Below are 1,110 nucleotides of genomic sequence, written 5' to 3'. Positions count from 1 at the left end.
GCTCATGGGGGGAGCGTATCTAAGGAGCAGGATCAAGCAAGCAGGAAAGTGGGATCAAGAGACGATCGTCTCATTTTTCCTGTGTCAATACTGTTCCGGTGAATACTTACCGTTTTTGTTCCAATGGCGCTAATAGTTATGTTGGAGCTTCGACTCTCGAAAATTGAGTGTTAAATAAATAGGCCTTGTTATGCTTTTTTCAGTTTTGATGTCTGTGTATCACAAAGATTCTCCTAATGATTTTGAAGAAGCACTGAATAGCCTCGTCAGTTCAGTAGTGAGGCCTGATGAAGTCGTCTTGGTCGAGGATGGGCCGTTAGGAGATGACTTACAATCGGTTATTTCATCATTTTCAGATAAATTGCCGTTTAGAAATGTTAAATTGGCAAGTAATGTAGGTTTAGGAAAAGCTCTGTCTATCGGACTGCGTGAATGTAGTCATGAGTGGGTAGCTAGATTTGATAGTGATGATATTTGCCATCCTGCGCGATTCAAAACTCAAATTGCGTTTATTCAGCAGCGTCAGCACATAGATATTATTGGTACAGCAATTGCTGAATTTGAATCTAGTAAAGCTGATATTCATGCTTATCGTAAGCCGCCAATAAATCATGATGAGATTGTTGAATACGCAAAGTCTCGGAATCCATTCAATCATATGACGGTGATGTACCGTAAATCTAAAGTACTGGAAGCGGGTAGTTATCAAGATAACTATTTGTATGAAGATTATGCGTTGTGGGTAAGGATGATAAATAATGGCGCTATCACCGCCAATATACCTGAGATACTTGTTTATGCCAGAACAGGTAATGGTATGGAGATTCGGCGTGGCGGTTTCAAATACGCCTGTTCAGAAATTTCTGCGCAACTAGATTTTTACAATTCTGGGTTTATAAATAAATTGCAACTTTGTAAAAACCTCCTTGTACGTGTTCCGGTAAGATTGTTGCCAGGAGGTCTCCGCAAGTCGGTATATCGTAATTTTTTGAGAAAATAGGGGCCTTGTTGCACAATTCCAAAACAGGACGGACTTTCTCCAAGCGCCGATTTCGCTCAGTTGACCTGCTGTCGTACAGGCATACCTAACCCCGTCATCCTGTTGATAGC

General features: G+C 41.1%; 1 protein-coding gene. It reads left to right on the top strand.

The window, feature by feature from the left end; genetic code table 11:
• Positions 1-190: 190 nt before the first annotated feature.
• Positions 191-1,000: a glycosyltransferase gene (locus PG883_RS23545; RefSeq protein ID WP_223917408.1), complete on the top strand. Its 810-nt coding sequence runs from the start codon at positions 191-193 to the stop codon at positions 998-1,000.
• Positions 1,001-1,110 lie beyond the last annotated feature (110 nt).

The organism is Aeromonas sp. QDB25 (assembly GCF_027707725.1).
Classification (GTDB): domain Bacteria; phylum Pseudomonadota; class Gammaproteobacteria; order Enterobacterales; family Aeromonadaceae; genus Aeromonas; species Aeromonas caviae.
Note: the sequence above shows the minus strand (reverse complement) of the source record. Positions and strands in the feature narration are given on the sequence as shown.